Below are 23,639 nucleotides of genomic sequence, written 5' to 3'. Positions count from 1 at the left end.
CTTTGTCTGTTCGGAATGACAGGTGTGGCGCTGTAACTTGCCACTTGCGCCTTATTCTTCGCTATGAAACTCTTCAAATCAGCTGACCTTATCCGCAAAAGCAAGTATATCAGCCGCGACTTAAGCTGGCTGCGCTTTAATTATCGCGTCCTCGACCAAGCCAAAGATCCGTCGCGCACCTTGTTTGACCGGCTGCGATTCATGAGTATCACCTGCTCCAACCTCGACGAGTTTTTCATGATTCGGCTGGGGTCGCTGTACAATTATATCGACTACGGGAAGGAGCGTATCGACTATTCAGGGCTGCGGGAAATGCCGTTTCGGCGCAAGTTGTTGGATTTTGCCCACCGCTTCGTAAACGACCAATCACTCACGTACCTGAATGAGCTGAAGCCACAGTTTGAGAAAAACGGCTTCAACATTCTGCGGATGGATGAGCTGACGGAACTGGAGCTGAAGAAGGCCGATGGCTACTTCAAAAACACGCTGTTTCCGCTGCTCACGCCCATGGTGTACGACTCGTATCATGGCTTCCCGCTGATGATGAATCAGATGCTGATTCTGGGTGTGGTGACGCGCACGGAGGCGGAAGGGGAGAAGGGGCAGGAGCGCCTCACCTTCGTACAGATTCCGCAGAATTTGTCGCGCTTTTTTGAGCTGACGCGCAAAGACAAGGTGATTTTTGTGCCTATTGAGGAAATCGTGCGCGCCAACTTGCCCAAGCTGTTTCGGAACGTCGACATCGAGTCGGCTAACCTGTTCCGCATCACCCGCAACGGCGACTTTACGCTGGAAGAGTCAGACGATATCGACGTTGATTTTATCAAGGAAATTCAGGTTGGCTTAAAAACCCGCAAAAAGGGCCGCGTGGTGCGCCTAGAAGTGGAGAAGGATGCGTCGCCGGTGCTCATGGCAGTTCTGAAGGAGCGCTGGAAAATTGATAATGGCAACGTGTTCGTTATCAATTCCATGATTGATATGAAAGGGCTGCTGCAAATTCTTAAGCACCCCAACTTCCGGGGAAAAGCCGCCCGCCAACCGGCTCCCGTGGCCCCGCTTAGCTTGCCCGAGGGTGCCGAAGACAACATGTTTGAGTACCTCAAGCACCACGATGTGCTTCTGCATCATCCCTACAACAGCATCGATCCGGTGGTGCGCCTGTTGGAGCGGGCCGCCGAAGACCCTCATGTGCTGGGTATTAAGCAAACTATTTACCGCCTGGCCGACGACTCGCGAGTGACGGCGGCACTCCTCAAAGCGGCCGAAAACGGCAAGCACGTATCCGTGCTGTTTGAAGTGAAGGCGCGCTTTGATGAGGAACGGAATATTCGGGAAGGCGCCCGCTTGGAGAAGGCTGGCTGCTTTGTCATCTATGGGGTGAGCAAGTATAAGACGCACACCAAGATGCTCATGATCATCCGCAAAGAAGGAGAGAAGGTGACGCGCTATGTGCACTTGGGCTCAGGCAATTACAACGAGCAAACGTCGCGTATCTATACCGACGTGAGTTTGCTGACGACCAACGATGTATACGGCCACGACGTGTCAGAATTCTTCAACGTAATCACCGGCCATTCTCAGCCCGATGACTATGAGTATCTGATTACGGCGCCGAAGGATATGCGTCAGCAGCTCATTCATCTGATTCGGGAGGAGATTCGAAACGCGAAGAAAGGCTTGCCCAGCGGCATTGTGATGAAGATGAACTCCTTGGAAGACAAGGAGATGATTGATGAGTTTTACAAGGCCAGTAAGGCCGGGGTGCCTATTCGCTTTATCGTGCGGGGTATTTGCTGCCTGCGGCCGGGCCGGGCTGGCCTGAGCGATAATATTGAGGTGCGCAGCATTGTGGGCGACTATTTAGAGCACTCACGGATGTTTTACTTCCATCACGGCGGCCAGCCCAAAGTGTATGCAGGCTCCGCCGATTTGATGGTGCGCTCCTTTGACCGGCGCATTGAAGCACTATTCCTGATTGTAAACCCGGCCCTAAAGCGGGAGGCGATTAACATTCTGTATTTCAATCTTAAAGACAACCAGAATACGTACCTGATGCGGGAGGATGGGGCATACGTGCGTCGCATCCCAGCCCCTGATGAGCCTGTTTTCAACGTGCACAAGGAGTTTTATCATCGCCATTACGCGGCTGTGTCCGAAAGCTCCTTGTATGACGAGTGGCTCACGCGCGCGGATGTGCAAACGGACAATGCTGCCTCCAATGAAGGCCCACCTTTAACTGCCCCGGACTTTCCAACGGATGCGGAGATGGAAGATGCCGAAATGGAAGCTGAGCTGGCAACTTTCAACTCCACCACCGAGGAGGATTTGCCCGGTGGCGAATCTCCTCAGGACGTTTAATCAGTACTTTATCTCAACACAAAAAAGCCCCCAGGACAGCGTCTGGGGGCTTTTTTGTGCTTTACCATCCTATTCGGCTCCGCTGTGCGAGTTCTGAACATCGGGGTGCGGCGGAATAGCAGAGTGGTCATTGACCGGGCGAAAGTCCTCAAAATGGCGTTCAAACAGCGTCTGCAGCATACCGTCCTTCAAGCCGATATCGGGGACGTGCATATTATTGATGTTGGCCCACTCCATAGCAGAAAGATAGATTTGGCCCGCCGGCACGATCACATCGGCGCGGTCTGGGTTGAGCATGGCCACATTCACCCGCTCATCCATGGTCATCTTGGTCAGGTTGTCCAGCAGAGTGGCGATGCGCTTGCGGGTGATGGGCTTATCGAGCGTGGTTTGGGTTTTGGCTAAGCTATACAGCTTATTGATGTTGCCGCCGGTACCAATTGCCCGCGTGACATGGTAGCGACGCGCGTTTTCGGTTACCCATTTCTCCATCCGCTCCCAAGTGCCGTTAAGAGCATCCGTGTTGAGGCCAGTCTCTGCCTGTTGCATCCGCCGAATGGAGCCAACTTCAAACGACTGCGTAGCCACTTTATGGCGGTTGTGGTAAATATTAAACTCCGTGCTGCCCCCGCCTACATCAATGTGCAGATAATGCTTATTGTCCTCAAGCACGTGCTCAATTACGCTATTGATGTACATGGCTTCGTCCTGACCATCAATTACTTCGATAGTTAGTCCTAGCTCTTTGCGCACGCGCGCAACCAAAGCGGGAGCGTTTTTGGCGGTGCGCATGGCGGAAGTGGCGCAAACCAAGTGGTGCGCTACTTCGTGCACTTCCATCAGCAGCTTCAGCGAATGCAGAAACTTAACAAACTTATCAGCCTTGGCGGGCGAGATGTCACCGGTGGCAAACACATCCTCCCCCAGGCGCATTGGGTAGCGCACGTACTCCACGCGCTTCAACCGAAAACGCCCCCCATAAACCAGAACAGCCGAAATTTGGCACCGTACAGCATTCGATCCAATGTCAATGGCGGCTAGTTTCAGTAGGGGATACTCCATCAGGTAGGTTGATGTGGTGGAAGAGGAATTAAGCTTCAAAGATAAGCCTTTGTCGAAAGTAGGCTTAAAAGAAGGAAAAATAGCCTCTGAGCATTACCTCTCATTGGCCAAAAAACCATACGAAGCGAGCAGTACAGGTTTACGGGGCAGCGCTAAGCTTACGCCTGATCAGGCGAAGCTGTTTTAGGCACAGCCCGCTTTCTGCTTAATACTCCGACAGCAATTCCGTGGCTACGCGCGGAACACCCGTGCTGGCGGGCTCCGCCACGAAGCGCACGTTGCGTCGGCCTGCCAAGGGCGGCTGATGCAGATCAATTACGATGATAGGGCAGTGCTGGGGGGCAAATTGCAGCAGTCCGGCCGCCGGATACACCTGCAATGAGGTGCCTACCACCATAAAAATATCGGCGGTAGCAGCCTCTTCAATGGCCCGCTCCATCAACGGCACGGCTTCCCCAAACCAAACAATGTTGGGGCGTAGTTGGTGGCCTTTTTCACATAGTTCGCCCATCTCAATACGGTCACTGGTCATGGGGTACACAAGCTCCTCATGGCGCGTGCTGCGCGACTGAAATAACTGACCATGCAAGTGAATAACCCGGCTGCTGCCGGCTCGCTCGTGCAAATCGTCTACGTTTTGGGTTACGATAACCACTTCATAGCCTTTTTCCATCGCTACCAGGGCATGGTGGCCAGCGTTCGGCTGGGCTTTGCGGGCTGCGCTACGCCGCTGATTATAGAAGTCAAGCACCAGCTCAGGGTTGCGTGCCCATCCTTCAGGTGAGGCTACGTCCTCAATGCGATGACCTTCCCAGAGACCATCAGCGCCGCGGAAAGTAGCTAAGCCACTCTCGGCACTGATGCCAGCACCAGTTAGTACTACTATTTTTTTCGACACAGGTTAAAGGGAGTTTGTCGGGTGAAAGATCTTTTTCTGAATGCAAATAACTACTAGAAAACGGCTAACCGTATCCGGATTCACCTTAGCTGGCTTACGTAAAAGCATGAATACTATGTGCTTGCTAAACGTTTTCTCATGTCCATTTAAGTCTTTTACTTCGGCTAGATCTTTTGTTACTGCTAATCAAAAGCAAAAATTGATGTAAGCCAGAAGATCAAAAGTGTTTAAGTCGCTGTTATACTAACGATACTAGCTAAAATATGCGCTCAGTTGAATTAAACGGGTCTATAATGGGTTTACGCCCTACAGTCCAGCTTAATCTTCTTAGTAGGTTTGAGTTTACTCTGTACTAAACTCAGCTACTGTTGAGATCAAAACGACATTAAGTAAATTTGTATCTAATCCGATCTGCTTAGCTCCTTTATGATCGACCTTTTATTTGACGTTAATCTCCAGCAGTTGCCCGACGACTACCTTACCGGCAACTGGCGGGTGGCTGATCGGGTGCTGAATCGGAACGACCCGGGTTCCGCCTTGGCTCAGGCGACGCACCTTCAGTTGCAGCCTGGCTTGCTGCATGTAGAAGCTCCCACCCAGCAAGATAACGGTCAGTGGAGCGTGGAGCGTGATAGTTTGCTTAGTCGCCCTTACCTGCAAATGCACTTGGCGCGCGAGGAAACACGTGCTTTAGTCACGCGCTTGCGCCGCTCTACCGATGGAGCCCAGAGCCAGCTTAGTCTTTATTTTCAGTCGGGCATGGAAATGCAGCTCGCCCGGCCCTGATTTCGCTTTTCGCTACTTTCTACGTTATGTCATCTGTTGATACCCAATTTAACGCCCAGCAATTTCGCTTTCTGGCCGAGCTAATTCCTCAACTGGTCTGGATTACGGACCCTGCTGGTTACCACACCTATTTCAACCAGCGCTGGATCGACTATACAGGCTATACCGTGGAGCAAAGCCGCGGCAGCGAGATGTGGAACAACCTGCTGCACCCCGACGACCGCCAGCGCGCCCGCGAGCGCTGGGGGCATTCGCTGGCTACCGGGGAGTTTTACGAAATCGAATACCGGTTTCTCTCCAAAGACGGTTCCTACCGCTGGTTTTTGGGCCAAGCCTTGCCTCGCATCGATGAGCAAGGCAACATTGAGCAATGGTTTGGTACCTGCACCGATATTCATGAGCAAAAGCAGCTTCAGCAACGGTTGGAGAGCGCTTATGCTGATCTGGAAATGAAAGTCACCTTTCGCAACCTAGAGTTGGAGCGTGAGGTTCAGAGTCTGCGCCAGCGTTTAGGCGAATAATATTCAGGTCACTTGCTACATAAAAAAGCCCCCAGATCATTTCTGGGGGCTTTTTCACGCGCTATACTAATCTGCTACTTCGCTTTCGCTGCTGCCGCCTTCTTCGCGGGCGCAGCCTTCTTGGTTGTGGCGGCCTTTTTAGCGGCTGGCTTCTTTGCGGCTGGCTTTTTCTTGGCAATGGCAGGCTCATCCACGGTTTTCTCCACCGCTTTTTTGGCGAAGCGACCACCTTTAGCGGGTTTATCAGGAGTAAGCTCAGCCAGTTCCAGGCAGCGCTCCAGCGTAAGATCCTGCGGCTCTTCGCCCTTAGGAATCTTCACGTTTTTCTTGCCAACCACAATGTATGGACCGAAGCGGCCATTCAGCACTTGTACGTCTTCGCGCTCCGGAAAACTTTTGATCAAGCGCTCTGCATCCGATTTACGCTTGGCTTCGATAAGCTCAATAGCTTCCGAAGCGGTAATAGTATGCGGATCCTGCTCCTTGGTAAGCGAGTAGAACTTGCTGTCGTGGCGGATGTAAGGACCAAAACGACCGAGTGAAGCCGTCATATCCTTTTCCTCAAACTGCCCCACGATGCGCGGCAACTTAAACAGATCAAGCGCTTCTTCCAGCGTAATATTCTCGATAAACTGGCCTTTGCGAAGGCTTGCGTACACGGCTTTCTCCTCGGAGCCTTCCTTCGGCTCAATCTGCACATAAGGGCCGTAACGACCCAAACGAGCGGTCAATTTCTGCCCAGTTTCGGGGTGAATGCCAATCTCGCGGTTCGAGCCCAATGTGCTGCGCTCAATGTCCTGACCACGCTCAATGGTTTCGTGAAATGCTCCGTAGAAGTTGGAAAGCATATCGCCCCACTTCTCCTGACCGTTGGCGATAAGGTCAAATTCGCCCTCAACTTTGGCCGTAAACTGGTAGTCGATAATAATAGGAAAGTGCTCCACCAGGAAGTCGTTAACTACCATAGCGGTATCGGTCGGAAACATCTTCGCTTTTTCAGCTCCGTACGTTTCCGTTTTAACCTCCGTCTTCACCTCCTCGCCTTCCAGCGTGAGCACCCGAAACTTGCGCTCCTTGCCTTCACGAGTATCTTTTTCAACGTAGCCGCGCTTCTGAATCGTGCTGATGGTTGGAGCATAGGTAGAAGGCCGGCCAATACCCATTTCCTCCAGCTTCTTTACCAGCGATGCTTCCGTGTAGCGAGCTGGCGGCTGCGCATACCGCTCCGTAGCGCGCAGTAGCTGCAAAGGCAGCTGCTGGCCAACCGTCAGGGGAGGCAAACCACGAGAGAAAGTTGAATCACCATCTTCCTCCTCGTCATCCTTCGACTCGCTGTATACTTTCAGAAAACCCTCGAAGGTAATTACCTCACCAGTAGCCGTAAGCGTAGTGCCCGCCTGCGTGCTGATGCCAATAGTAGCCACGGTGCGCTCCACCGTTGCGTCGGCCATCTGCGAAGCCAGTGCCCGCTTACGAATCAGATCGTAGAGGCGCTGTTCCTGGGAGTCGGAACCTGATTTTACCAGGGCAAAATCGGTGGGCCGGATGGCTTCGTGCGCTTCCTGGGCTGAGGCTGACTTTGTTTTAAACTGACGCTTGTGAGCGTATTCTTCACCAAATGCCCGGCTTATTTCCACGTGAGCAGCAGCCAACGCATCCTGCGACAAGTTTACCGAGTCAGTACGCATGTAGCTGATTTTACCAGCTTCGTACAGCTTCTGGGCTACGCTCATGGTTTGGGCCACGGAGAAACCCAGCTTGCGGGAAGCCTCCTGCTGAAGCGTAGAGGTGGTGAAAGGTGGCGCTGGCGAGCGTTTGCCTGGCTTCTTTTCCAGGTTTTCGATCTGATAAATGGCCCCCACGCAACGAGCCAGAAAACCCTGGGCTTCAGCTTCAGTTTTGAAGCGCGTCGGTAGCTCAGCCTCCAGAATTGCCCCCCGGCCAGCATCGAAGCGCGCTGTAACACGGTAAGCAGATGAGGTTTTAAACTGATTGATTTCACGCTCCCGCTCTACAACCAGCCGCACCGCCACCGACTGTACCCGACCAGCCGACAACCCCGTTTTAACTTTTTTCCAGAGCACCGGCGACAACTCGAAGCCAACCAGACGGTCAAGCACACGACGAGCCTGCTGCGCGTTTACCAGGTTCAGGTCTATCTCCCGGGGAGTAGCAATAGCGTTAAGGATAGCGTTCTTAGTGATTTCGCGGAATACAATACGGCGCGTTTTGGCGTCGGTCAGATTCAGCGTTTCGGCAAGGTGCCAGCTAATGGCTTCCCCCTCACGGTCATCGTCACTCGCCAACCATACAACTTCGGCCTCTTTTGCCAGCTTCTTCAACTGAGCAATTATCTCTCGCTTATCAGCCGACACCACATAGGTCGGCTTGAAGCCATTCGCAATATCAATAGCGTTATTATCCTTGGGTAAGTCGCGTACATGACCAAAGCTGGACTTGACAATAAAGTCCTTACCCAAGTATCCCTCAATGGTCTTGGCTTTGGCCGGTGACTCGACTATGACTAAATTTTTGATCATATAAAGGGGATTGGCAACGAAATACAGGTGGGTATCAACTAAGAAACGACCTATGGGGGCAAAAGTTGAATTTTGCCGCAAAGATGATGGAATAATCCGGCCACTCACCTATACCGGCTTAATTATCAGTGCAGCGCTAGGCCCAAAGTTGGAGTTGCTAGAGCTGTATAAGAGCAAATATTTTAGGCAAGTAGTTCATTCGTTATTGGTTGAACAAATTCTATATGACTGCTTAATTCCATTGCCGCGTAAGCCAGTAGTTTATTACCTTTGTAAGTCTGGCTACCGGTCTACTCTCCGGTTTGTCTCAGCAGTGCCTTTTTAGCACGCTTCGCAATCTACATTTTGTATGGCTTCAGGTAAGACTACCAAAACCACCACTCGTCCGGCTTCTAATTCCTCAGCATTGTCTTCGGGATCCACAGATGCTGCCGTTGCTGCAGTCGATAATAACCAGTCACAGCGAAAAGAAGCCCCAATTGGTAGCGCAATAACGCGCAGACGGGTCAGCACTCGCAACCTCGATAAAACGCAGGATGACGGCTACGTAAATGAGCAGCTTACCCGGGTTCTGTATGCGCTAGATGCTTTTAAAAAGGGAGACGTTTCAGTGCGGCTGACCAAGCAAAACGACGACATCTTCGCTGACATCGCTGAGGCTTACAACTCGATGGTGGAAATGATCGGCGGCGTGGGGGGCGAAGTATCGCGCATTTCAAAAGTTGCCGGCGTAGAGGGTAACCTTAAAGCCCGCGCTTCCGGTGAGAACGCCTCGGGTTTCTGGCGCGACATGATCAACAATATCAACGGTTTGATGGATAGCATCGCCGTTCCGGTATTGGAAGTAGGTAAAGTACTTAAGAACATCTCCAAGGGCAACCTAGACGAGACCTTCCAAATTCCTGTTTCGGGCGACTTCAAAGTGATGGCCGAAACTATCAACAAGACCATTGACAACCTCAACCTGTTTGCCGGCGAAGTAACGCGGGTAGCACAGGAAGTGGGCACGGAAGGTAAACTGGGCGGACAAGCTTCGGTACCGAACGTGGGGGGCATTTGGAAGGAGCTGACCGACAACGTGAACTACATGGCCTCGAACCTGACCAGTCAGGTGCGCGATATTGCCAACGTAGCTACCGCTGTAGCCAAGGGCGACCTCACCCAAAAAATCACGGTAGATGTAAAGGGTGAGCTGCTGCAACTCAAGCAGAACCTGAACCAGATGGTGGACTCACTCAACCTGTTTGCTGGCGAAGTAACCCGCGTAGCTCTCGACGTAGGCACGGAGGGCAAGCTTGGTGGACAGGCCTCAGTGCCCAACGTTAGCGGGGTATGGAAAGACCTGACCGATAACGTAAATAATATGGCTTCGAACCTGACCAGTCAGGTACGGGACATTGCCAACGTAGCCACCGCTGTAGCCAAGGGCGACCTGAGCCAAAAAATCACGGTAGATGTAAAGGGCGAGCTGCTGCAACTCAAGCAGAACCTGAACCAAATGGTGGACTCGCTGAATATGTTCTCCGGCGAAGTAACGCGGGTAGCACAGGAAGTGGGCACCGAAGGCAAACTCGGCGGTCAGGCTTCGGTACCGAACGTGGCTGGCGTGTGGAAGGAGCTGACCGATAACGTAAACTACATGGCCTCGAACTTGACCAGTCAGGTACGAGATATTGCCAACGTAGCTACCGCTGTTGCGCGCGGTGACCTGAGCCAAAAAATCACGGTAGATGTAAAGGGCGAGCTGCTGCAACTCAAGCAGAACCTGAACCAAATGGTGGACTCGCTCAACCTGTTTGCCGGCGAAGTAACCCGCGTGGCATTGGAAGTAGGTACCGAAGGAAAGCTGGGCGGCCAGGCTTCGGTGCCCAACGTGGCTGGCGTGTGGAAGGAGCTGACCGATAACGTGAACTACATGGCCTCGAACTTGACTTCGCAAGTTCGAGATATTGCCAACGTAGCTACCGCCGTAGCTCGGGGAGACTTGAGCCAAAAGATGACAGTAAACGTGAAGGGCGAAATTCTGGAGCTGAAGAACATTCTGAACCAGATGGTGGACTCGCTGAATATTTTCGGTGACGAAGTAACCCGCGTGGCCCGCGAAGTGGGTACCGAAGGCAAGCTGGGTGGTCAAGCCAATGTGCCTCGTGTAGGCGGAACCTGGAAGGAGTTGACGGATAACGTAAACACGATGGCCGCCAACCTGACCCTACAGGTACGCGACATTGCCAACGTAGCCACCGCTGTTGCCAAAGGCGACTTGACTCAGAAAATTGTAGTTGATGTAAAAGGCGAGCTGTTGGATTTGAAGGACAACATCAACCGCATGGTGGATTCCTTGAACATCTTCGCCGGCGAGGTAACCCGCGTAGCCCGCGAAGTAGGTACGGAAGGTATTCTGGGCGGCCAGGCCAATGTACCGAGTGTAAGTGGAACCTGGAAAGACCTGACCGACAATGTAAACACGATGGCCTCGAACCTGACTTCGCAGGTACGAGATATTGCCAACGTAGCTACCGCTGTAGCTAAAGGTGACCTGAGCCAAAAAATCACGGTAGATGTAAAGGGTGAGCTGCTGCAACTCAAGCAGAACCTGAACCAGATGGTGGACTCACTCAACCTGTTTGCTGGCGAAGTAACCCGCGTGGCGCTTGACGTAGGCACGGAGGGCAAGCTGGGCGGTCAAGCCAACGTACCGAGTGTAAGTGGTACGTGGAAGGCATTGACCGACAACGTAAATACCATGGCATCGAACCTGACTTCGCAGGTGCGGGACATTGCCAACGTAGCTATTGCCGTTGCCAAAGGCGACCTGAGCCAGAAAGTATCGGTCGACGTTAAGGGCGAGCTGTTGGATTTGAAGGACAACATCAACCGCATGGTGGACTCGCTGAACATCTTCGCCGGTGAGGTAACCCGTGTAGCACAGGAAGTAGGTACGGAGGGCAAACTCGGTGGCCAAGCCAATGTGCCCAGCGTGAGCGGAGTTTGGAAAGACCTGACCGACAACGTAAATACCATGGCCTCGAACCTCACCACGCAGGTGCGGGGACTAGTAAAAGTAGTAACGGCTGTATCGCAGGGTGACTTGACCCAAAAGCTGACTTTGGACGCTAAAGGCGAAGTTGCTGAACTAGCCGATACAATCAACCGCATGGTGGACGACTTGAACCGCTTGGCGGTAGAAGTTAGCCGTGTGGCTAAAGTAGCGGGTGTGGAAGGTAAGCTGACGGAGCGTGCTACAGTAGGCGGTGTAAGCGGCTCTTGGAAAGAACTGGTAGACACGCTGAACGAACTGCTCGAATCTATTGCTTCCCCGGTTCTGGAAGTTAGCCGCGTAGTGCGGGCCATTTCGGAAGGTGACCTGACTCAGCGCGTAGAAGTACCCACCGCTGGCGACATCATGGCGATGTCGAATGCTTTGAACCTAGCTGTTGAAAACCTAAACGAACTGCTGGGTGAAATCAACGATTCGTCGCAGGTAGTAGGGACTTCCTCGGAAGAAATGGCCGGTAAGGGTCAGGAGATGAGCCGCGTAACCGTTGACGTGGCGTTGGCCATGCAGCAAATGGCAGAGGGTGCTCAGAACCAAGCCTTGAAAACAGACCAGGCCTTCAAGCTGATTGAAGAAATCATGCAGGCTACGAAGGAAACTGCCGGGAAGGCTGATGTGGTGAACAAAGCCGCTATCCTGGGTGAGCAAACCTCGCAGCTTGGTCTGAAAACGGTGGCTGAGGTGGTAAAGAACATGGAAGAAATTTCCAACGCCGCTGCCCAAACGTCTAAAACGATTGAAGTATTGAGCACGCGCAGCCAAGAAATCAGTAAGTCGCTGGGAGTAATTACAGACATTGCTTCGCAAACCAACCTGCTGGCTTTGAACGCCGCTATTGAGGCAGCCCGGGCAGGTGAGGCTGGTCGAGGCTTTGCAGTAGTAGCCGAAGAGATTCGTAAGCTGGCAGAAGGCTCGCGCAAGTCGGCAAGTGAAATCGCTACGCTGGTTGACGACGTACGCAAGGATACAAGCTCAGCTGCTACGGCTATTTCAACCATGGAAGGCCGAGTATTGAAGGGTAAAAACGCAACGTTTGAAGCCAGCTCCGCCTTTAAAAACATTGCAACGAGCAGCGGCGAAACGCTACGCACTTCCCGCGACATTCTCACAGCTACCGAAGTTCAGAAAATCAGTATCGGCGACGTAGTGAAGTATGTAGAGGAAGTTGTAGCTATTGCTGAGCAAACGGCGTCTGGTACGCAGCAAGTGGCAGGTACGGCCAAGCAGCTATCTACTTCTATGCAGGAACTGACGGCATCCAGCCAAAAGCTGACAGACATTGCTGATGACTTGCAGGTTGGTCTGTCGGCCTTCCAGCTGATGGAGTATCTGGAGCCAGAGCCGGAACCAGAGCCTCGTCGTAGCCGCCAGCGCTTAGCTCAGATGACGCAGCCTCGTAATGGCCAAACAGTTGCGCCTAAGCCAACTGCTCAAAGGGAACGGCCTGTTCGTCGTAATGACGTTGCTCAACCAGCGGCGACGACTACTCAGGCGGCCAGACCCGCACGGGGGGCAAATCACCGGAAGCACCTGCCACAGAAAAAGCGGCGTCGCGGCGTCCGGCGCCTGTAAATGGAAAATCGGCGGAGTCGCAGCCGGCAAATGGAGCCGATAAGAAGGCTCCAAAAGCTCGGGCCAAAGCGAAAGCCAATTAATTCCTCTCAGGTCTAATTACAGGCTTGCTACTGCTCTCAAGAGGCAGTGGCAAGCCTATATCAACTTTGTTCATGCCTGAAATAGAGTCGAATAGCGAAAAGAAAGTTGTTAAGCAGCAAGCGCTTATCCAATTAATTGTGTTCCGATTGGGGCGCGAAGAATACGGTATTCGCATCGAGCAAGTGAAAGAGGTAACTATTACCCCAGAAATTGCACGTATGCCCAAGACGCCTTCTTTCGTAAAGGGAATTGCCAATCTGCGCGGCGATATCATCGCCATTATTGATTTGGAGGAAAGATTTCAGCTGCGCTCGACTACAGAAGCGTTGCCAGCCATCACGTATACTCTAGCGATTGAAGCCAAAGACTATACGATTGGACTGGTGGTACGCGAAGTGCCGCAGCCATTGTCGATTCCGGTTTCGATAATCGAGAAAGCACCTGAATTTATTCAGGATGCCAACATTCAGGACAAATACATTGAGGGAATTGCTAAGCTGGACGGCCGCATTATTATTGTGCTTGATATGCTGAAACTCCTCACCCCGACGGAAATAATGCAGCTTCAACCCAAAGCCTAATCTTAGTGAGTGGCAGCCCGTACAAGGGCTAACACTGCTGTTTAGCTTATTCCCCGTTTTTTCCTTCTACTGATTCTACTTTTATGAAAAACCGCATTCTCATCGTGGACGACTCCTTCTATATGCGCACGATGCTAAAGAATATGCTAACTGATGCTGGCTACGAGGTGGTAGGAGAGGCCGCCAATGGTCAGCAGGCGCTGGAAATGACGAGTGCTACCAATCCTGATCTGATTACGCTCGATGTGATTCTGCCTGATAATACGGGTCTTGATGTGCTGAAGGGAATCCGGCAGGTAAACCCTACCGTGAAAGTGGTAATGTGCAGTGCGGTGGGGCAGGAAATAATTGTGAATGAGGCGCTTGAAAGTGGTGCTTCGGCTTATATCGTAAAGCCTTTCTCCGAGGAAAAGGTACTCGAGATTGTAGGCAGTGCTTTACAAAACTCGGAGGAAACCGGCGCCTAAGGTCAGATTTGCCCCCAAGGCATACTTTCACTTTTGTCGTTCCGCTTTTTTACTCCGCGCTTCCACCTATTCCGTGCCCTTTTTACCCGTCCCTTTTACTGTTTTGCTTGGTAAACTCCCTGCTTTGGTGCAGTTGGAACTGACTCGCTTGCTGCAATACGAGCTGGGTTTCCACGTGGTAGATTCGGCTGATAGTGCCGATGAGTTGGTTATTCTGGCTCGAAGGTTTCGGCCCGCATTAGTAATTCTGGACGAGTACAGCCTGCCGGATCTGGATCGGTTACAGCAGCAGCACTCGTGTCCGGTGCTTCTTTATGCTGCTGCCATTCCTTTGGCGGGTGTTTTGTGTGTAACTGCTCGTTGGGGAATATATGATTACATCGCGCCTTTGCAATTAGGCGCTGAACAGGCATTTCGGCGGGCTGTACTTCAGCAGTTGCAGGCTATGCCCATTATGCCGCGTGTAGCCACTTTTATTAGTCCGCTCCGTCATATAGTTAGTGCTCAGCCCCAGAGCCTGACGGTGATAGGCGCCTCTACGGGTGGCACCGCCGCTGTGGAGCAACTGGTACAGGCATTGTGCCCCGGCTTGCCATCTACTTTGCTTATTGCGGTGCATTTGCCCGCGTACTTTACCGCTTCATTCGCTAAGCGCTTACAGCGACTGACCCCGTTGCCAGTTAAAATAGGCGTTGCGGGAATGCCCATAGAAGAGGGGCAGATTATTATAGCTCCTGGGGGCAAAATATGGTACTGAAGCCTGTGCAGCGCGGCCCTTGGCGAGTATGGCAGATTGGTTTCAGCACAAAGCCCAACCTGTCGGCTGATGCCCCATCTATCGATATGCTGATGCGTTCGGCTGCTAAGGCAGCCAGCTCGCGGGCGCTGGGTATAATCCTGACTGGTTTGGGGCAGGACGGAACCGGGGGCGCTAAAGCAATCCGGGCGCGTGGAGGCCAAGTTATAGCGCAAAGCCAGGAGTCAGCGGCTTTATTTAGCATGCCTGGTTCCGTGATTCGGGCTGGACACGCCAACGCCGTATTGCCACTAGATCAGATTGCGGAGATTATAAATCAGCGCGCTGCGCTGCCTGCTCCAGCTGCCTGTATTTCTCTAACTCTAGCAACCGTAAACTAATGAAGTCACGGGAACAAGAGTACCGGGAGATATTTATGTCCGAAGCGCTGGAGTATTATGACGCCATGAGCCGTCATATCAGTGAGCTGGAAAAAAATCCGGAAGATACAGCCGCTCTGAATGAGCTTTTTCGGCTTATGCATAACCTCAAGTCCAACGCACGTGCGATGGGCTACAATCAGATTGGCGAAGTCTCGCATGAGATGGAAACCATATTTGGTTTGATCAGAGACAAAGAGAAATCCTTTGCTGGAACAGTCGTTCCGGTGTTGTTTACCGGCGTCGATACACTGGGCGCCATGATTCGGGCCGTTGGGGAAGAGGCTGAAATGCCCCCCACCGACGATTTACTTGCCAATCTTGATCGGTTAGTTCAAGGAGAAGAGCCTATCCTGATTACCGCCGAGTCGGACACTGATGAAGAAGCTGGACGCAAGCTTGAGCTGTCTGATTTGGTTTATATCCAGATCAAAAAGCTGGACCACCTGCTCAACTTAGTAGGTGAGCTGATTATTGACCGCGACCGGATCATGACTCTGGGCCGGGAAATTGGAAATCCGGCGCTGCAAGCGGCTGCTTCACACCTGTTTCGTATTACTGACGAGCTGCAATACAGTGTGATGGATGCGCGCCTGGTAAATGTCGGTTCGCTCTTCAATAAATTTCCCCGCGTGGTTCGCGACGTGGCTGCATCGGAGCAAAAGGAGGTGACACTGCGGCTGGAAGGACAGGACATTCAGATTGACCGGAATATCCTTCAGATTATCACCGATGCCCTGCTGCATCTGGTACGCAATGCCATTGCCCACGGCATTGAAACGCCTCAGGAGCGGCAGAAAGCAAACAAGATTCCCGCCGGGCGTCTGACACTCTCCGCCCAAACGGAGCGCGACGATGTACTGATCCGGGTAGCTGATGATGGTCGTGGTATTGATGTAGAAAGCGTACGGCGTAAGGCAATAGAGCGGGGCTTGGTGAGAGCTGATGTAGCTGCCAACCTCGACGCGAATGCGGTGCGGGCGTTCCTGTTTGAGCCGGGCTTTTCTATGGCCAAGGAGGTAACGGAAATATCGGGTCGGGGCGTGGGCTTAGATGTGGTGAAGCTGGCTATTGACTCGCTTGGGGGGCAATTGCGGGTCGAGTCAGAGCTAGGCCAGGGTACTGTTTTTACCTTGGTGCTGCCTACGTCTATTGCTGTAAAAGGAGCCCTGCTGTTTGAGTTGGAGGAGCGTAGCTATGCTATTCCGCTCATGCACACCGATTCGGTTGTGGCTATGGAGCCTGAGGAGCTACACGTAGTAGGAGGGACGCTGATGGCACGTATTCAGGAGGAAAACGTACCGATAGTAAACCTGAAAACCCTGCTTCATAGCGGCGATGGGCCTTTACCAGCCGCCATTCATGAAGAGTTGGTGGGGCGGCAGCGCATCATCATTGTGGATTATAATAACCGTAAGCTGGGGTTGATTGTCGATCGTTTTTTGCGTCAGCAAGACATTGTAATCAAGCCCGTGAGTAAACCGTTGGATACCATTGACTTATTCGGGGGCGTGACGCTGCTGGGCAGTGGGCATGTATGCCTTGTGCTCGATGTACCAGCATTAACTCGACTATTCTTGGCCAAACGACCTTAAAACACGTATTGCAGATTTCGAAACTGCCTATAGTGGCTTTTTCGTACCAACTGACTGAATTGTATGGATTTGCACATGACGGAACTGGAGCGAGACATTATTCGGGAAATACTGAATATTGGCTTGGCTCGCGCCGCCGATTCTTTTGCTTCTATTGCCCAGGAAACCGTGTTACTGGAGGTTCCCAGCCTCGACTTGGTACCTGGAACCAGTGTTCTGGAGCGCGTAAAAGTGTACGAGAAGGACCACGTTGTAATTCAGTCCGATATCAAGGGTGAATTCAATGGCTCAACGCTGATGTTCTTCTCGGGGCAGCATGTGCAGCGCCTGTCGCGGGTATGCTTGCGTCTGACTAAGCCTGAGTCGGTGGAAATAGATGAGTTGCAGGAGTCGCTATTACTGGAAATCAGTAACATTATCACGGGTGCTCTGGTAACACAGCTGGCTAATATCCTGAAGGCCAATATTTACGGCGCGCCGCCTATTGCTCCCAAAGGCCACCTCGATTCTTCCCTAACCCGGTTGGTGACGCAAAATCCGTTATTTCAGCCTATGGTTTTCTCGGTTATCACACAGTTCTCCGACAAAAACAACTCGGTTGAATTGCCGTTGATGCTGTTCTTCGACCGTGAGACTTTCGTCAAAATTTTGGATATTATTCGTACTTACGACTTTCTCAACGGTCAGCAAGCCGCGCGTTAACCAGCCCTCTAAGGCACAAAAGCTGTCATTTTTGGTAGATATCAACTGTCGCGGATTACGAATCGCGGCTGGTTGAACCACCCAAAATGACGGCTTTTTTATTGCGCAGTTCCGCGCTGAGTTTATAAAATAATACCGCTTTTTTGTAGCGCCGTCTTGGCGCTTATTTCCTTCTTTAATTCGTTTGTCATGTCGAATTATCATTCATCAAATCTTGAAAAGAAACTGGCCTCGTTCGATCCCAATGCGTTGGGAGACACCGCGGGGGCATTTTTGGGTTGCCTTTCACCGTTGAAGAGGCGCAGGTAATTGTGGTGCCGGTGCCTTGGGAAGTGACGGTTTCATATCGGGCAGGCACAGCACTGGGCCCAGCCGCTATCCGCGAAGCCTCCTTACAAGTCGACCTCTACGATCCGGACATTGCGGATGCCTGGCGCCTCGGCCTAGCAATGGAAGAGGAAGATGAGAGCTGGGCCGCCGAAAGCCGCGAGCTGCGCGAGCAGACTTCCGGCTACATTCGGTGGCTGGAAGATGGTCAGCCGGCCGAAAAAGCCCCCAGCATGCTACGGCTACTAGTCAGGCTACTGTTCGGGGCAAAGCACTGCTGGAGTGGCTCAAGCAAAAAGCCGGTGCTCACCTCGATGCCGGCAAGGCGGTAGCGGTATTGGGTGGTGACCACAGCACGCCTTTGGGTTACATTCACGCACTGGCGGAGCGCCACGAAGAGTTCGGTATTCTGCAGATCGATGCGCATTGTGATTTGCGCCCGGCCTACGAAGGCTTCGAGTATTCGCACGCGTCCATCATGTACAATGCGCTGCAACTGCCCCAGGTAAAAAAGCTGGTGCAGGTAGGAATCCGTGATTTTTGCCAGCAGGAAGCAGAGCTGGCTGAGCGCAGCAATGGCCGCATTATCATGTTTCCAGAGCGCTTTCTGCGGGAAGAGCTGTATGGGGGCAAATCGTGGCGGAAGGAGTGCAAGAAAATTATCGCGCAGCTACCCCAGAAAGTATATATAAGCTTTGATATCGACGGCCTCGATCCAAAGCTTTGCCCCGGCACCGGCACACCCGTGCCTGGCGGTTTGGAGTTCGAGGAAGCGCTTTATCTCATTCGGATGGTAGTGCGCTCTGGTCGTGAAATTATTGGCTGCGACTTGAATGAAGTAGCCCCCGGCGACACCGATTGGAATGGTATTGTGGGCGCCCGCCTGCTGTATCAGCTCTGCAACTGGATGGCCGTATCGCAAGGGCGCATTGCTGCCCGCGACATGAAGAAAGTAGAAGACGAAGAATAGGTTCTCAACGATATTTGCTTTTTTGCGTACCGTAATCCGACCCACGGTTGTGGGTCGGATTTTCTTTGTTCACTTATCAAGCTTCCTCAATGGGATTTTTACTTAAATTCATTCTCACGGCAATCGTCACCTATGCCCTGGCTTACTTTCTGCCCGGTGCTCACCTCGATGGCTTCGGGGATGCGCTGTTGTTGGTGCTGGTGCTGGCCATACTGAATGCGGTACTGAAGCCAATTCTTAAAATCCTAGGTTTCCCCATCACGGTTCTTACGCTGGGCCTGTTTCTACTGGTTATCAATGCCGTGATTGTATTGCTGGCCGATTATGTATTGCCCGGCTTCAAACTCGATGGCTTCTTGGCAGCCCTGCTTTTCAGCATTGTATTATCGTTGGTAACGAGCGTCATCGATATGGTCATTGACTAGTATCCTACCCCATAAAAAAGCCCCCCAGACATCGTCTGGGGGCTTTTTTATGACTTGTAAATCTGAATTACAGCCGTTTGATCTGCGCGCCGAGCGCGTTCAGTCGTTTATCAATAAACTGATAGCCACGATCAATCTGCTCAACGTTGTCAATTACGCTGCGCCCGTCGGCGGAGAGGGCCGCGATGAGCAGCGCCACTCCCGCCCGGATGTCGGGTGAGGTCATGCTGATGCCATGTAAGCGGTTGCGCTGATCAAGGCCAATCACAGTAGCGCGGTGCGGGTCGCAGAGAATGATTTGCGCACCCATGTCGATGAGCTTGTCAACAAAGAACAACCGCGACTCAAACATCTTCTGGTGAATGAGAACCGTGCCTTTTGCCTGCGTTGCCACCACCAAGATAATGCTGAGCAGATCGGGCGTGAGCCCCGGCCACGTATGATCCGACACGGTTAGGATGCTACCATCCAGGTAAGTGGCAATCTGGTAATGATCCTGGGCAGGAATAAAGATGTCATCGCCCCTAAACTCCAGCTGAATACCCATTTTGCGGAAGGTGTCCGGAATGAGACCAAGCTCCTGAATCTGCGCGTCTTTGATAGTGATTTCGGAGCCGGTCATGGCCGCCAGACCAATGAACGAGCCGATTTCAATCATGTCGGGCAGCATACGGTGCTCCGTGCCGCCCAGGCTTTCCACGCCTTCAATAGTGAGCAGGTTAGAGCCGATACCGTTGATTTTGGCTCCCATACGCACCAGCATTTTGCATAGCTGCTGTAAGTAAGGCTCACAGGCGGCATTGTAAATGGTGGTAATGCCTTCGGCCAACACGGCAGCCATTACAATATTAGCTGTGCCTGTTACCGAAGCTTCATCGAGGAGCATGTAAGTGCCCTGCAGCTTGCCTTCCGTACGAATACGGTAAAAGTCGTTGCCCTCGAGGGTCAATTTGCCCCCCAGCTTCTGCAAGCCCAGAAAGTGCGTATCCAGTGGCCGCCGCCCAATTTTGTCGCCGCCTGGTCTGGGCAGTTGGCATTGACCAAAGCGTGCTAGCATGGGCCCCAAAATCATAACGGAACCGCGTAGGGCGCGGCCCTGGGCTACAAATTCTTCTGAGTCGAGGTAGTCTAGGTTTACGCTGTCAGCCTGAAAAACGTAGGTGTCGGTGGAGAGCTTGCCCACTTTGACGCCCATATCACGCAGCAGCTCGATGAGCTTGTTTACATCGCGGATATCGGGAATGTTGCTAATCGTAACTGGCTCACTGGTAAGCAGTACGGCGCATAATATCTGGAGCGCTTCGTTTTTTGCCCCCTGGGGTATAATCTCGCCTTTGAGCGGGTGTCCGCCAATTACTTCAAAAGAGGCCATTAAAAAAGAAGTTAGAATTCAGGAGCTAGGAGTTAGAAGTGGCGGAGATAGAATGGTTATTTCCCAGATTCCAGCTCCTGACTTGTAACCCCTGGCTCCCTGATAAAAATTACTGGGGCGGTTGCTGTGGTTCCTGGCGCTTTTTGCCACCACGGCGCTGCTTGTCGCGCCGATTGCCGCCACTGCCACTGCGCCGTGGGTCACGGTCGGAGCGGTCGTTGCGGGGCTGGGGTACGATAAAGGGCGCGGGCCGGCCGTTGGTCGCAAACTCAAATAGGTTCTGAGCATCTACCTGAGCCGGATCGAGCTCCAATTTGCCCCCCGACAGCTCTTTCAAATGCTTGAGTATAGTAATGTCCTTCGCATTCTCCTTGCTGTAAGAGCGGTACAGAAACTTCATCGTCCGCCCGATGGCGATGGTCGCCTGCTCGCGCTCCGCCGGGTCTTCCAGCGTCAGTGCCTTTTCAATCATGGCTTCCACGCTGCGGCCGTAGGGCTTCAGCTTGGGCGATTTGCTAGGGTAGGGCACCCGCTTCGGCTGCTGGTGCAGCTGGGCAAGGCTGGTAAGTGGGAATGGGCTGTCTACGTCTAGGTCCTCATCGGCCATTTCGTAGAGATGATTCCATACTTTCTGCTGAGCGTCCGGCTGGTCGCGCAAATTGGCGTTCAGACGAAAGATGAGCTGTACTATCTGATGAGCCCGGCGCGTGCGCTCAGCCTTATCTTCGATAGTACGCAGGGTTTGCACAAGTTGGAAGGTGCTCTGGCCGTATTCGCGCTGGAGCAGCTCGTGCTTATGAGGGGAGGGAAGAGACATGAGAAAAGTTAAAAACTATAAGATCCAGCGCTCCGAAAAGTGCTGGGATGGGCACTGAGTCAAGCCAATTAGCTCAGCACTCGCAATTTGGCAAAACTCAGCAATAACGTCTTCTCACCCACCTCTTCAAATTGAATAATTGCCTTGGTAGAGCCGGCCTGCGTTTCGAGCTTACTCACCGTGCCGAAGCCAAATTTAGGATGTTCTACTCGCTGCCCGGTAGCCAGATTAGAAGTGTCGGAAGGCTGAAAATCGGCCGAAGGCTTGTAGCTGGACGCTACCGTCTTACGCGGAGCGGGCGGAATTAGGTTACTGCGCCGCTCCAAAACGTGCCCAAATGGCGACTCGCCACTGCCCGGACCAGATGAGAACTTGAAATCTACGAATTGCGGATCAATTTCATCCAGAAAACGGCTTTTCTCACAGCTTCGCAGGTTACCCCACTGGTAGCGCGACGTGGCATAGCTAAGCGTAAGCTTTTTTTCTGCCCGCGTGATAGCAACGTAGAAAAGGCGCCGTTCCTCTTCCAGATCGGCCCGCGAGGTAATCATCATCTGGGACGGAAACAGGTTTTCCTCCAACCCCACTATATATACGTTACGGAACTCCAGGCCCTTGGCTGAGTGAATCGTCATCAGCGTTACGGCCTCACCATCCTGCTGCGCGTCTTTGGTATCGGCGTCAGTAACGAGGGCAATATCCTGTAGAAAAGAAGCCAGCGACTTATCATCCCGCTCTGGGTCTTCCGTGTAAGCCTTTATACCATTCAGCAGTTCCTGAATGTTCTCGTAGCGCGAAAGGCCCTCAATGCTTTTGTCGGCATAGAGTTCCTCAATCATACCGGAGTTTTTTGCGATAAACTTTGCCGCTTCAAACGCATCTTCTTTGCCAGCAATTACGGCGTAGCTTTTAATCTGCTCCGCAAACTGCGTGATGGCACCCGAAAGCCGTGCCCCCAAAAAGGAGGTCGCATTGGCTACTACTTCCCACAGCGTGTGGTTGGTTTCCTCGGCCGTGTTGATGAGCTTGCTCACCGTCGTGTCGCCGATGCCGCGCTTGGGGTAGTTGATAACGCGGCGTAGCGCCTGCTCGTCGTTCGGGTTCACCGTGAGGCGCAAGTAGGCCACCAGGTCCTTGATTTCTTTCCGTTGGTAGAAAGAAAGGCCCCCCACAATCTTGTACTTGATATTCAGCTTGCGCAGGGCTTCTTCCATTGCCCGGCTTTGGGCATTGGTGCGGTAGAGAATCGCGAAATGATCGTACGACAAGTGTAGATTCATCTTGTCCTCGAAGATGGAGTTGGCAATCAGCTTGCCTTCCTCATTATCTGAGGCCGCCTTGAGCACTTCGATCAGCGTGCCTTCCTCGTTCTCCGAGAAAACGTCTTTGCGCAGCTGCGCTTTGTTGTTCTTAATGACCGAGTTAGCCGCTTTTACAATGTTCTTGGTAGAGCGGTAGTTCTGCTCTAGCTTGAACACTTCCAGTTCGGGGTAATCCTTCTCGAAGTTGAGAATATTGGTAATATCTGCCCCCCGGAAAGCATAAATGCTCTGCGCATCATCGCCGACCACGCAAATGTTCCGCTCCTTGGCCGCCAGCTTGCGCGTAATCAGGTACTGCGAGTAGTTCGTGTCCTGATACTCGTCCACCATCACGTACCGGAATATATTCTGGTACTTGTTCAGCGCCTCCGGATGGTCTTTAAACAGCACGTTGGTATTGAACAGCAAGTCGTCGAAGTCCATGGCGCCGGCTTTAAAGCACCGCGACTGATATTGCTGATAAATCACGCCGATTTTAGGGCGCAAAGCAGCTTCATCGTCCTGCCTGATGACCGGGTCGTTAAGGTACTGCTGCACCGAAATCAGCTTGTTTTTGGCCGATGAGATGCGCCCCAGCACCATACTAGGCTTATAGAGCTTGTCGTCGAGGTCCAGCTCCTTTACAATCTGCGATACCAGCGTTTTGGAATCCTGGGTGTCGTAGATGGTAAAGTGACGCGGAAAGCCAATTTTTTCGGCTTCGGAGCGCAGAATGCGGGCAAAAATGCTGTGGAAGGTGCCCATCCACACATTCTTCGCCTCCGGACCTACTACTTTTTCAATGCGGGCGCGCATTTCCTTGGCTGCCTTATTAGTAAAAGTCAGGGCCAGGATGTTGAACGGGTCGACGCCTTTCTCCAGCAAATGCGCGATACGATACGTCAGTACGCGCGTTTTGCCGGAACCAGCACCGGCTATAATCATGCAGGGGCCTTCCGTTTGGAGCACGGCAGCAGCCTGCGAAGGATTCAGTAAGGTATGATAATCTAATGCCATTCTTTCAAGTAAA

General features: G+C 52.5%; 19 protein-coding genes. 13 read left to right on the top strand and 6 right to left on the bottom strand.

Annotated elements, in window-relative coordinates; all coding sequences use genetic code 11:
* Window positions 1–63: 63 nt before the first annotated feature.
* Window positions 64–2,358: a polyphosphate kinase 1 gene (gene ppk1 / locus H9L05_RS19485; RefSeq protein ID WP_187732315.1), complete on the top strand. Its 2,295-nt coding sequence runs from the start codon at window positions 64–66 to the stop codon at window positions 2,356–2,358.
* Window positions 2,359–2,427: 69 nt separating this feature from the next.
* Here ppk1 and H9L05_RS19480 read toward each other — a convergent pair whose 3' ends face one another.
* Window positions 2,428–3,420, bottom strand: a complete 993-nt coding sequence (locus H9L05_RS19480) for a Ppx/GppA phosphatase family protein (protein ID WP_187732314.1) — start codon at window positions 3,418–3,420, stop codon at window positions 2,428–2,430.
* Window positions 3,421–3,625: 205 nt separating this feature from the next.
* On the bottom strand, window positions 3,626–4,318 hold the full coding sequence (locus tag H9L05_RS19475; RefSeq protein WP_187732313.1) for an SIR2 family NAD-dependent protein deacylase: 693 nt from the start codon (window positions 4,316–4,318) through the stop codon (window positions 3,626–3,628).
* Between the two features lie 426 nt (window positions 4,319–4,744).
* On the opposite strand from H9L05_RS19475, the gene H9L05_RS19470 reads away from it, so the two are divergent.
* Together H9L05_RS19470 and H9L05_RS19465 are read left to right on the top strand one after the other, a co-directional pair.
* Window positions 4,745–5,104, top strand: coding sequence for a hypothetical protein (locus tag H9L05_RS19470; protein WP_187732312.1), 360 nt, complete (start codon window positions 4,745–4,747; stop codon window positions 5,102–5,104).
* Between the two features lie 26 nt (window positions 5,105–5,130).
* Window positions 5,131–5,625 (top strand): PAS domain-containing protein, encoded by a 495-nt coding sequence (locus tag H9L05_RS19465; RefSeq protein WP_187732311.1) that lies wholly within the window; start codon window positions 5,131–5,133, stop codon window positions 5,623–5,625.
* 74 nt (window positions 5,626–5,699) lie between these two features.
* Here the strand turns inward: H9L05_RS19465 and topA are convergent, their stop codons facing one another.
* A complete protein-coding gene (topA, locus tag H9L05_RS19460; protein ID WP_187732310.1) occupies window positions 5,700–8,165 on the bottom strand; it encodes a type I DNA topoisomerase in 2,466 nt (821 codons plus the stop codon).
* Window positions 8,166–8,514: 349 nt separating this feature from the next.
* On the opposite strand from topA, the gene H9L05_RS19455 reads away from it, so the two are divergent.
* The 10 genes from H9L05_RS19455 to H9L05_RS19415 all read left to right on the top strand — a co-directional run bounded on the left by H9L05_RS19455 (window position 8,515) and on the right by H9L05_RS19415 (window position 19,119).
* On the top strand, window positions 8,515–12,792 hold the full coding sequence (locus H9L05_RS19455; protein WP_223284582.1) for a methyl-accepting chemotaxis protein: 4,278 nt from the start codon (window positions 8,515–8,517) through the stop codon (window positions 12,790–12,792).
* 155 nt (window positions 12,793–12,947) lie between these two features.
* A complete protein-coding gene (locus H9L05_RS19450) occupies window positions 12,948–13,457 on the top strand; it encodes a chemotaxis protein CheW (RefSeq protein WP_187732309.1) in 510 nt (169 codons plus the stop codon).
* An 83-nt stretch (window positions 13,458–13,540) separates the two neighbouring features.
* The gene (locus H9L05_RS19445; protein ID WP_187732308.1) at window positions 13,541–13,924 is read left to right on the top strand and encodes a response regulator; all 384 of its coding nucleotides are present in this window, start codon (window positions 13,541–13,543) and stop codon (window positions 13,922–13,924) included.
* 127 nt (window positions 13,925–14,051) lie between these two features.
* Window positions 14,052–14,681: a chemotaxis protein CheB gene (locus H9L05_RS25330; protein ID WP_262892714.1), complete on the top strand. Its 630-nt coding sequence runs from the start codon at window positions 14,052–14,054 to the stop codon at window positions 14,679–14,681.
* The gene (locus tag H9L05_RS25325; protein ID WP_187732306.1) at window positions 14,672–15,061 is read left to right on the top strand and encodes a chemotaxis protein CheB; all 390 of its coding nucleotides are present in this window, start codon (window positions 14,672–14,674) and stop codon (window positions 15,059–15,061) included. The genes H9L05_RS25330 and H9L05_RS25325 overlap by 10 nt, the downstream gene beginning before the upstream one ends.
* Complete coding sequence (locus H9L05_RS19430; RefSeq protein ID WP_187732305.1) at window positions 15,061–16,695, top strand: chemotaxis protein CheA; 1,635 nt, start codon at window positions 15,061–15,063, stop codon at window positions 16,693–16,695. The genes H9L05_RS25325 and H9L05_RS19430 overlap by 1 nt, the downstream gene beginning before the upstream one ends.
* Window positions 16,696–16,758: 63 nt before the next feature.
* On the top strand, window positions 16,759–17,397 hold the full coding sequence (locus tag H9L05_RS19425; protein ID WP_223284581.1) for a chemotaxis protein CheC: 639 nt from the start codon (window positions 16,759–16,761) through the stop codon (window positions 17,395–17,397).
* 278 nt (window positions 17,398–17,675) lie between these two features.
* A complete protein-coding gene (locus H9L05_RS26490; protein WP_317175023.1) occupies window positions 17,676–18,056 on the top strand; it encodes an arginase family protein in 381 nt (126 codons plus the stop codon).
* Window positions 17,999–18,694, top strand: coding sequence for an agmatinase family protein (locus tag H9L05_RS26485; protein WP_317175203.1), 696 nt, complete (start codon window positions 17,999–18,001; stop codon window positions 18,692–18,694). Before H9L05_RS26490 ends, H9L05_RS26485 begins: the two co-directional genes overlap by 58 nt.
* An 89-nt stretch (window positions 18,695–18,783) precedes the next feature.
* On the top strand, window positions 18,784–19,119 hold the full coding sequence (locus H9L05_RS19415) for a phage holin family protein (protein ID WP_187732304.1): 336 nt from the start codon (window positions 18,784–18,786) through the stop codon (window positions 19,117–19,119).
* Window positions 19,120–19,186: 67 nt separating this feature from the next.
* On the opposite strand, the gene murA is transcribed toward H9L05_RS19415, so the two are convergent.
* The 3 genes from murA to H9L05_RS19400 form a co-directional block, all read right to left on the bottom strand.
* A complete protein-coding gene (gene murA / locus H9L05_RS19410; RefSeq protein WP_187732303.1) occupies window positions 19,187–20,491 on the bottom strand; it encodes a UDP-N-acetylglucosamine 1-carboxyvinyltransferase in 1,305 nt (434 codons plus the stop codon).
* A gap of 109 nt (window positions 20,492–20,600) precedes the next feature.
* Window positions 20,601–21,308, bottom strand: a complete 708-nt coding sequence (locus H9L05_RS19405; protein ID WP_187732302.1) for a DUF4290 domain-containing protein — start codon at window positions 21,306–21,308, stop codon at window positions 20,601–20,603.
* Between the two features lie 68 nt (window positions 21,309–21,376).
* The gene (locus tag H9L05_RS19400; RefSeq protein WP_187732301.1) at window positions 21,377–23,626 is read right to left on the bottom strand and encodes an ATP-dependent helicase; all 2,250 of its coding nucleotides are present in this window, start codon (window positions 23,624–23,626) and stop codon (window positions 21,377–21,379) included.
* Window positions 23,627–23,639: the final 13 nt, after the last annotated feature.

Origin of the sequence: Hymenobacter qilianensis, from assembly GCF_014489555.1 — a bacterium.
GTDB classification, from domain to species: domain Bacteria; phylum Bacteroidota; class Bacteroidia; order Cytophagales; family Hymenobacteraceae; genus Hymenobacter; species Hymenobacter qilianensis.
The sequence above is the reverse complement of the archived record's forward strand: the minus strand, read 5'-3'. Positions and strand labels throughout refer to the sequence as shown.